Genomic DNA, 9,262 nt, shown 5'->3' on the forward strand with positions numbered 1-9,262 from the left:
CGGTAGTGTTGCGACAAAAAGCCGAGGCAGAACAACGAACAGGTCGAGGAGACCGAGCAGTGAACACCCTTGCCAGCCGCCCGGCGCGGTCCGTCGCCCTGTTGGTCATCGTGGCGCTCGTCGCGTCCTGCGGCCTGCCCCGCGTGGGCCCGAACAAACGCGAAATCTTCGCCGGCTCCGTGCAACGCGAGGGCGATGCGTTCGTCGTGTCGGTCAACGACCGGGTGACCCGTGCCACCTCGGTGGTGCCCGCCCTGGGCTTTTCCGAGGAATTCAAGCGCGCCGGGCAACTGGGGTCGGACACGATCCGGCCCGGCGACATCCTCGGTCTGACGATCTGGGAAAACGTCGATGACGGCCTGCTGTCCGGCGACACCGCCAATTTCACCGCGCTCGAACAGGTGCAGGTCGATGGCGCGGGGTTCATCTTCGTGCCCTATGCGGGCCGCATCCGCGCCGCTGGCAACTCGCCCGAGGCCCTGCGCCGCATCATCACCGAAAAGCTGGGCGCGCAAACCCCGGACCCGCAGGTCGAGGTGCGCCGGCTTGCCGGCGACGGCGCCACCGTGTCGCTGGTTGGTGCGATCGGCGGACAGGGCGTCTACCCGATCGAGCGGCCCACCCGCACGCTCGCGGCGATGCTGGCCAAAGCCGGCGGCGTGACGATCAAGCCCGAGATCGCCCAAGTCACGGTGATCCGCGGCGACAAGCGCGGCAAGGTCTGGTTTGAGGATCTCTACGACCACCCCGAGTTCGACATCGCGCTGCGCCCCGGAGACCGCATCCTGGTCGAGGGCGACAAGCGCTCGTTCACCGCGCTCGGCGCCACCGGGGCGCAGGCGCGCGTCCCCTTCGAAAGCCAGACGCTTTCCGGCGTCGAGGCGATCGCGCAGGTGGGCGGGCTGATGGCCAATGCCGCCGACCCGACCGGCGTGTTCATCATGCGCAACGAACCGGCCGAGATCGCCAACCAGGTTCTGGGCCGCAACGACCTGGAAGGGGCGCAACGCCTGATCTACGTGCTGGACCTGACCAAGCCCAACGGCATGTTCCAGGCGCGCGACTTCGCGGTGCGCGACGGCGACACGCTCTACGTGACCGAGGCGCCCTTCACCCAGTGGAACAAGGCGATTTCGGCGCTCACCGGCTCGCTCGGGGCGGTCAACACGCTCTCGAACGCGACCGACAACTGACCGCCGCACGATGATCCGCCGCCGCGCCGATACCAACCGGGCCGCGGACGGGGCGCCGCGACCGCTCTATCATGCGAGCGGCGGTTTCCTGACGCAGCGTCGCGTGCGGCGCATCCTCGAACTGGCCGGCTACCGGCTGCGGGTAGGCTGGCCCGGGATCGACGACATGGTCGCCGTGTGGGGGCATGCCCCCCGCGCCGCGCGCGGCGAATTCATGGCGCGGCGCAGCGGGGCGGAGTTGTTGCGCATCGAGGATGCCTTCCTGCGCTCGGTCCATCCCGGCCGCCTGCGCGGTGGCCCGCCGCTGGGGCTGGTGCTGGACGGCAGCGGCATGCATTACGACCCGCGCCAGCCTTCAGGGCTTGAACGCATCCTGGCCGAGCACCCGCTTGACGACAGCGCGCTGCTGGCACGGGCGCGCGCGGCCATGGCGCGGCTGCGCGAGGCGGATCTGAGCAAGTACAATGCCCATGATCCGGCGCAGGAGCCGCCGCCGCCGGGCTATGTCTTGGTCATCGACCAGACCCGCGACGACGCCGCGGTGCGCCTGAGCGGGGCAGGCGCAAACACCTTTGCCGAGATGCTGACCTTTGCGCGCACCGACAACCCCGGCGCGCGGATCGTCATCAAGACCCATCCCGAAACCGCACGCGGCGCGCGCCCCGGTTATTACGGCGCCCGCGACGTTGCCACCGACCCCGCGCGCATCACCCTGTGCGACGCTCCGGTCAGCCCGCACGCGCTGCTGGAAGGCGCGGTGGCGGTCTATACCGTGTCCTCGCACATGGGGTTCGAGGCGATCATGGCCGGGCATCGCCCGCATGTCTTCGGCCAGCCCTTCTACGCCGGCTGGGGGTTGAGCCAGGACGCGACCCCCCTGCCCCGCCGCCAGCGCCGGCTGACCCGCGCGCAGATGTTCGCCGCGGCGATGATCCTCTATCCCGTCTGGTATGACCCGTGCCGCGACCGGCTGTGTTCGCTCGAAGAGGCGATCTCACAGCTTGCCGCCGAGACCCGCGCCTGGCGCGAGGATCGTTTCGGCTGGCGCGCGCGCGGCATGCGGTTGTGGAAACGCGGGGCACTCGACCGCTTTTTCGGCAGCGTGCGCGCGGTGCGGTTCGAAAGCGCCCCCCCGCACAAACGCATCCGTGACGATCGCCGAGCGATGGTCTGGGCCGGGCGCGCCGGGCCGGGCGATGACGACGCGGTGCGCGTCGAAGACGGGTTCCTGCGCTCCGGCGGTCTGGGGGCCGATCTGGTTGCGCCGCTGTCGCTGGTTTGCGACGATCTGGGCATCTATTACGACCCTGGTCGCGAAAGCCGGCTGGAGCGGCTCATCGCCGCGCGTGCCGCGCTGCGGCCCGACCAGGCGGCGCGATCCGAAGCGTTGATCGCGACGCTGCGCCGCGACGGGGTGAGCAAGTACAACCTGCGGGGCGGGGCGATGCCGCCGCTGCCCGAGGGCCGGCGCATTCTTGTCGCGGGCCAGGTCGAGGACGACGCCTCGATCCTTGCCGGGACGACCCCGCCGGTAACCACGAACCTGGCGCTGTTGCGGGCGGCCCGCACCGCGAACCCCGACGCGGTGATCGTCTACAAGCCCCATCCGGATGTCGAGGCCGGACTGCGGCGTGGCACCCTTCCGCCAGGCGCGGCGGAGGACCTGGCCGACGCCGTGGCGCACCATGCCGATCCGGTCGCGCTGCTGGCCGAGGTGCAGGAACTGTGGACCATGACCTCGCTGCTGGGGTTCGAGGCGCTGCTGCGCGGCGTGGACGTGGTCACGCTCGGCGCGCCGTTTTATGCCGGCTGGGGGCTGACCGATCATCGCGGTCCCGCCTTGCCGCGCCGACAAGCCCGGCCTGCGCTGTCGGGGCTGGTCCACGCCGCGCTGATCGACTACCCGCGCTACATGGACCCGATAACCGGCCTGCCCTGCCCGGTGGAAGTGGTGGTCGAGCGGCTGCGCGACCGGGTGCACGCACGCGGCGGGGTGGCGATCAGGGCGCTGGCAAAGGCACAGGGCCTGCTGGCAAGCCAGGCGCATCTGTGGCGCTGATGGCGGTGGTGTTTTCATTCGGTGCGCGGCTGCGCCGCGCGCAGGTCTTCTCGCCGTCGCCCCTTGGGCGCCGGCTCGGTGGTGCGGGCCACGAGGTGCCGCGTCATTGCAGGCGGCAGGCGAGCGGATAGGCCCGGACGCCTCCGGCGGGAGTATTTCGGGAAAAGTGAAGATGCGCGGGCAGGCTCAGCGTCGGCGCCAGCGGTGCAGCACGTCCGACCCCAGGGGGCGGCACTCGACCAGATCGAAACGTGGCGCGTGCGCCAGCCGTTCGAGCCCCAGCGCGCCTACCGTCGGCTGACCCTCGGCGCCCAGCGCGATGCCAGCGGTGATGCCCACCAGTTCATCCACCAACCCTGCCGCGAGCAGCGAGGCGGCCAGCGCACCGCCGCCTTCACAGAATACCCGCGTGAGCCCCGCCGCACCAAGCGCGCGCAGCATCGCCGCCGGGTCGAGCACGCCGGCATGCGCGGGGCATTCGATGAGCCGCGCACCCAGTCCCGCCCACGCATCACGGGTCATCGGGTCGGCCCGGTCGCCATGGCAAAGCCATAGCGGCACCTCGCCCGCGCTTTGCGCAAGGCGTCCATCGAGCGGCAGATCAAGCCGGCGCGAGGCCACCACCCGCACCGGTTGGGGCACAGGCCCGAGACCACGCACAGTCAGCATCGGGTCGTCGGCGCGGGCGGTGCCACCGCCCACCAGCACGGCATCGTGGGCTGCGCGCATCGCATGCACCGCGCGCCGCGCGGGGGCGCCGGTGATCCACCGGCTTTCGCCCGTAGCGGTGGCGATGCGGCCATCGAAGCTGCTGGCCAGCTTGAGCGTCACCCGGGGCCGCCCGTCTGAACGGTTGAGGAAAAAACCGGCCAGGTCGTGCGCGGCCTGATCGGCCAGCACGCCCGTGGCGACCGCGACCCCGGCCTCGCGCAACATGGCAAGGCCGCGCCCCGACACGCGCGGGTCGTTGTCCTCGACGGCGACGACGACCCGCGCGACGCCCGCAGTGATCAGCGCCTCGGCGCAGGGCGGGGTGTGGCCGTGGTGCGCGCAGGGTTCAAGGCTTACATAGGCCGTGGCCCCACGCGCCGCCGCGCCAGCCTGTTCCAGCGCCTGTGGCTCGGCATGGGGGCGCCCGCCCGGCGCCGTCCAGCCGCGCCCAACGATGCGCCCGCCCTGCACGACGACGCAGCCGACCGCAGGGTTGGGCCAGGCATTGCCCTGCGCGCGCCGGCCCAGGCTTAGCGCCAGCGCCATGAACCGCGCGTCGTCGGTCACCCGTCGGGGGCCACGTTCGGCCGCAGTTCGGAGACGAACTTGTCGAAATCCTCGACCGCCTGGAAATTCTTGTAGACGCTGGCGAAGCGCACGTAGGCGACGGTGTCGATGCGGGCCAGGCTTGCCATCACGATCTCGCCAATCACCTTGGAGGGGATGTCGGTGTCGCCCATGCTTTCCAGGCGCCGCACGATTCCCGAAACCATCTGGTCGATCCGTTCGGGTTCGACGGGACGCTTTTGCAACGAAATGCGCACCGATCGTTCCAGCTTGTCGCGGTCGAAATCCTCGCGCCGCCCGTTGGACTTGACGACCACCAAATCGCGCAGTTGCACGCGCTCGTAGGTCGTGAACCGCCCGCCACAGGCCGGGCAGAAGCGCCGCCGTCGGATCGAGACGTGGTCCTCGGCGGGCCGAGAATCCTTGACCTGTGTATCCATGTTTCCGCAAAACGGGCAGCGCATGGCCGATCCCCTCGTTGTCGTCTCTGCCTCGGCGTGGGGGGCGCACCCCTCTTGTCCACAGCCACTATAGGCCAGGCGCCAGGTTTTGGGTAGGGCAGAATTACGACCGCCAGATGATGGGACGGCGCGCGGATCAGGTCAGGGGCAGAGCGGGCAATCGGGTGTATCGCGGAAGGCACCGCACATCGCGTTGGCGTGGTTGACCGTCAGGTTGAAACCGCGCTGCTTTACCGAAAGGGTCAGCCCGCTGTTGTTGGGAGTCGGGCCATCGAGAAGATCGGCATCGGGCGCAAGGGTAAACGCGACGCCCTTGCGCGGGGGTTCGTTCGCGCTGACCGAGAGCGGCCGCGAGATATACATCCGGCGGCTGAAATCGGGACGGGTGCGCGCCTGCGCGTATTCCGCCGCGGCGCACCAGATCTGGCCGGGGCCGGCGCCGCGCGACGAGATCACCTCGAAGCTGCCGGCGCGCGGCAGCGGGTAGACGCGCAGCAGGTTCGATGCAGTGAACCGCCCCTCGGCCGCCAGCGCCGGAACGGCGAGCGCAGCGGCGAGCAGGGCCGCGAGAGCGGCGTGAGCCGCTTGTTTCCGGGCAGCAATCGGCTTCATTCCGGCATCCTCCTGAAGCAACGGCGAGGCAGTCAATCCTCTATGTAGGGCGTCGCGCCGGCAATGCAAAACACGCGGTCTACCCCCGCGCCAGGTGGGCGGCGATCCGCCGGGTGTGCGGCGCGGCGCGGTGCTCGACCACGTAAACCCCCTGCCAGGTGCCAAGACACATGCGCCCGGCATCGACCGGGATCGACAGGCTGACCGGCATCATCGCGGCCTTGATATGCGCGGGCATGTCGTCGGGGCCCTCGGCGCGGTGGCGAAGGTAGTGCATGCGCGCATCGTCGGCCGGCGGTACCAGCCGGTCGAAAAAGGCGCGCAGGTCGGCCTGCACGTCGCTGTCGGCGTTTTCCTGCACCAGCAGGCTGCACGAGGTATGGCGCACGAACAATGTCAGCACCCCGTCGCCGCCCTGCCCCGACAGCCAGCGGGCGATGCGCGGCGTGATCTCGTAAAGGCCCGGCCCCGCTGTATCGACGGTGAAGCCGGTCTGCACGCTCATTGTGCATCGTCCTCCCCGGTCGGCGGGTCTGTGGCGCCTTGATCCGCGATGGCGTCGCCCTCCTCGCCGTGCAGGGCGATGGTCTTGCTGGACTTGGCCCCCAGCTCGCGCAGTTGTTCGACCTGCCGGATGACGTTGCCCGAGCCGGTCGACAGCCGGTTCATCGCGGTGCTGTGCGCCTTCGATGCCTGGTCGAGGCGGGTGCCGACATCCTGCATCGCGTCGACGAAGCCCGCCACCTTGTCATACAGGCGCCCGGCACGGTCGGCGATTTCCTCGGCGTTGCGGCTGCGCCGCTCGACCGCCCAGACGTTTTCGATGGTGCGCAGCGCCATCATCAGCGTCGTCGGCGTGGCGATGGTGACGTTGCGCTCCAGCGCATAGCCGGTCAGGTCGCCTTGCGCGCGCAGCGCCTCGGACAGCGCCCCCTCGATCGGCAGGAACATGACCACGTAGTCGACCGTCTCGCCAGCGACCCGGTGATAGGCCTTCGACGACAGCCCGTCGATATGCGCCTTCATCGCGGTCAGGTGCTGGCGCAGGGCAAGCGCGCGAGCCTCGTCGATTTCGGCGTTGACGGCGCGCTCGTAGGCAATCAGCGAGACCTTCGAGTCGATCACCAGGTTCTTGGACCCGGGCAGGCGCACCACCACGTCGGGGCGGTAGCGTCGGCCGTCCTCGTCGGTGGCGTGGCTCTGGGTGAAATATTCCTCGCCCTCGCGCAGGCCCGAGCGTTCCAGCAACCCGGTCAGGATCATCTCGCCCCATGCGCCCTGCTGGCGGGTATCGCCCTTGAGCGCGCGGGTGAGGTTGACCGCCTGTTCGGAGATCGCCTGCGACTGGGCCGAAAGCTGCGCGATCTCGGCCTTGAGGCGCTCGCGCTCCTTCGCGGCGCCCTGGTGGGCGCTGCGCAACTCGACCTCGAACTTGCCGACATTGTCGCGCAAGGGTTTGAGCAGCGCCTCCAACCGTTCCTGGCTGAGCCTGGACAGCGTTTCGCCCTGCGTCCTGACCGATTGATCGGCCAGTGCCTTGAAGCGCGCCTCCATGTCCTCGCGCACCGAGCGGAGCAGCTTGAGCTGCTCCTCGCCGGCCTCGCGCTCTTTTTCGAGCGTGGTTTTCAGCTCGCCGATGCGGGTGTCGCGCTGCGCGACCTCGCGGCGCTCGGCATCCAGCGCGGTGCGCAACTCGTCGTGGGTGCGACGGGCCCGTTCCTCGATCTGGGCGCGATAGGCGGCGGTGTCGGCCTCGCGCTGCTCGGCGGCGCTCGCGCGCTCTTCCAGGCGGGCCAGGTCGGTGCGCGCCTGCGCCAGGTCGGCGCGCAACGCACCGGCGCGCCGCAACGCCCAAAGCAGCCATGCCAGCACGACCGCGGCCACCCCCAGAGATGCTATCGACAGGATATCCAGGGCGGGAAGGTCGGGCATCGGCGGTTCCTGACGTTGTGACGGCCCCGAGAATGTTCACGCTATGTCCAGAGGGTCAACCCTCAATCGCGGGCGGTCGCGGCAGGGCCCCTTCAGGAGCCTTGCGCCAAACCCTTTCGTATGGTGGAATTGGAGAGCGACCCAGAGGTGACCGCATGACCGAGATTATCGCCATCGACGTGCGCGTTTCGGGCCAGGTGCAAGGCGTTTCCTATCGTGCGTTCGTGCAGCGGGCCGCCCGTCGCCGCAAGGTCACGGGCTGGGTGCGCAACATGCCTGACGGTACCGTGAGCGCCCACCTCGAAGGGCCAGAGGGCGCCGTGCACGGGCTGATCAACGACCTGCGCGGCGGCCCGCCCATGTCCCGCGTGACGGACATCGAAAAGGTCACCGCGACCCCGGAGGGCGCGCAAGAATTCGAGATCGTGGGCTGAGCGGGTTTCCGGGCGGTGGCACCGGGAACCGCGATGCCAGGCGCGGGAACCTACCGGAAAATCGCCTCGCCCTGCTCGTCGATCATCTGTTTCGCCTTGCGGATCGAAAATGCCTCGGCCTCGTCAAGCCCGCGGACGGTGTCGGCCCGCACGAGGCGATGCACCTTCACCTCGCCACCGATCTCCTTCTCGATGCGGGCGCCGACGCGGTAACCGCCCTCGTCGGGCTGCGGCGCGGCGATGATGCGAAATTCCTTGTAGGTCTCGGAAACCTCGGCCCGCGCCTCGGGCTTGGCGTGTTTTCCCAGCAATCGCGACAGAATGGACATGCGACCCTCACTGATCCAGGAACGACCGCAGCTTGCGGCTGCGGCTGGGGTGCTTGAGCTTTCTCAGCGCCTTGGCCTCGATCTGCCTGATCCTCTCGCGGGTGACGGAGAACTGCTGGCCCACTTCCTCAAGCGTGTGGTCGGTGTTCATGCCGATGCCGAAGCGCATGCGCAGCACCCGTTCCTCGCGCGGGGTGAGGCTGGACAGCACCCGCGTGGTGGTTTCCTTGAGGTTGTCCTGGATGGCGGCATCCAGCGGCAGAACGGCGTTCTTGTCCTCGATGAAATCGCCGAGATGGGAGTCCTCCTCGTCGCCCACCGGCGTCTCCAGCGAAATCGGCTCCTTGGCGATCTTCATCACCTTGCGCACCTTCTCCAGCGGCATGGAGAGCTTTTCCGCCAGTTCCTCCGGCGTCGGCTCGCGGCCGATCTCGTGCATCATCTGGCGCCCGGTGCGCACGATCTTGTTGATCGTCTCGATCATGTGGACGGGAATGCGGATGGTGCGCGCCTGGTCGGCGATCGAGCGCGTGATGGCCTGGCGGATCCACCAGGTGGCGTAGGTGGAGAACTTGTAGCCGCGGCGGTACTCGAACTTGTCGACCGCCTTCATCAGCCCGATGTTGCCTTCCTGGATCAGGTCGAGGAACTGCAGGCCGCGGTTGGTGTATTTCTTGGCGATCGAGATCACCAGGCGCAAATTGGCCTCGACCATCTCGCGCTTGGCCTGGCGCGCCTCGCGCTCGCCCTTCTGGACCATGTGGACGATGCGGCGGAACTCGGGGATCTTGAGGCCGGTGTCGGAGGCGAGCCCGTGGATCTCGGTGCGCAGGTCGCGGATCGTGTCCTTGTCCTGGGCGACGAACTCGCGCCAGCCGTATTTGCCGAGGCGGCCGACGCGGCGCGACCAGTTGGGGTCGAGTTCTTCACCCTGATACTGCTTGAGGAACTCCTCGCGCGGCAC

General features: G+C 69.1%; 10 protein-coding genes. 3 read left to right on the plus strand and 7 right to left on the minus strand.

Going from position 1 to position 9,262, the window contains the following annotated elements:
* Positions 1 to 59: 59 nt before the first annotated feature.
* Complete coding sequence (locus Q0L89_RS10155; RefSeq protein ID WP_296764573.1) at positions 60 to 1,193, plus strand: polysaccharide biosynthesis/export family protein; 1,134 nt, start codon at positions 60 to 62, stop codon at positions 1,191 to 1,193.
* 10 nt (positions 1,194 to 1,203) lie between these two features.
* Complete coding sequence (locus Q0L89_RS10160) at positions 1,204 to 3,252, plus strand: capsular polysaccharide biosynthesis protein (protein ID WP_296764576.1); 2,049 nt, start codon at positions 1,204 to 1,206, stop codon at positions 3,250 to 3,252.
* Between the two features lie 186 nt (positions 3,253 to 3,438).
* Here Q0L89_RS10160 and ribD read toward each other — a convergent pair whose 3' ends face one another.
* The 5 genes from ribD to rmuC all read right to left on the minus strand — a co-directional run bounded on the left by ribD (position 3,439) and on the right by rmuC (position 7,535).
* Positions 3,439 to 4,530, minus strand: coding sequence for a bifunctional diaminohydroxyphosphoribosylaminopyrimidine deaminase/5-amino-6-(5-phosphoribosylamino)uracil reductase RibD (gene ribD / locus Q0L89_RS10165; RefSeq protein ID WP_296764578.1), 1,092 nt, complete (start codon positions 4,528 to 4,530; stop codon positions 3,439 to 3,441).
* Positions 4,527 to 4,994, minus strand: coding sequence for a transcriptional regulator NrdR (gene nrdR, locus Q0L89_RS10170; protein ID WP_296764580.1), 468 nt, complete (start codon positions 4,992 to 4,994; stop codon positions 4,527 to 4,529). The genes ribD and nrdR overlap by 4 nt, the downstream gene beginning before the upstream one ends.
* A 138-nt stretch (positions 4,995 to 5,132) precedes the next feature.
* Positions 5,133 to 5,603 carry a hypothetical protein gene (locus Q0L89_RS10175; protein ID WP_296764582.1) on the minus strand — a complete coding sequence of 157 codons (471 nt, stop codon included), beginning with the start codon at positions 5,601 to 5,603 and terminating at the stop codon, positions 5,133 to 5,135.
* 79 nt (positions 5,604 to 5,682) lie between these two features.
* On the minus strand, positions 5,683 to 6,102 hold the full coding sequence (locus tag Q0L89_RS10180; RefSeq protein ID WP_296764591.1) for a secondary thiamine-phosphate synthase enzyme YjbQ: 420 nt from the start codon (positions 6,100 to 6,102) through the stop codon (positions 5,683 to 5,685).
* Positions 6,103 to 6,104: 2 nt separating this feature from the next.
* A complete protein-coding gene (rmuC, locus tag Q0L89_RS10185) occupies positions 6,105 to 7,535 on the minus strand; it encodes a DNA recombination protein RmuC (RefSeq protein WP_296764583.1) in 1,431 nt (476 codons plus the stop codon).
* Positions 7,536 to 7,690: 155 nt separating this feature from the next.
* Between rmuC and Q0L89_RS10190 the strand changes: the two genes are divergently transcribed.
* Positions 7,691 to 7,969: an acylphosphatase gene (locus Q0L89_RS10190; RefSeq protein WP_296764585.1), complete on the plus strand. Its 279-nt coding sequence runs from the start codon at positions 7,691 to 7,693 to the stop codon at positions 7,967 to 7,969.
* A gap of 50 nt (positions 7,970 to 8,019) precedes the next feature.
* Here the strand turns inward: Q0L89_RS10190 and Q0L89_RS10195 are convergent, their stop codons facing one another.
* Both Q0L89_RS10195 and rpoD read right to left on the minus strand, forming a co-directional pair.
* Positions 8,020 to 8,298 carry an HlyU family transcriptional regulator gene (locus Q0L89_RS10195; protein ID WP_296764587.1) on the minus strand — a complete coding sequence of 93 codons (279 nt, stop codon included), beginning with the start codon at positions 8,296 to 8,298 and terminating at the stop codon, positions 8,020 to 8,022.
* A 7-nt stretch (positions 8,299 to 8,305) separates the two neighbouring features.
* A partial coding sequence (gene rpoD / locus Q0L89_RS10200) for an RNA polymerase sigma factor RpoD (RefSeq protein ID WP_296764589.1) occupies positions 8,306 to 9,262 on the minus strand: 957 nt, incomplete at its 5' end.

It is taken from the genome of Sediminimonas sp. (assembly GCF_024637375.1).
GTDB lineage: Bacteria > Pseudomonadota > Alphaproteobacteria > Rhodobacterales > Rhodobacteraceae > Sediminimonas.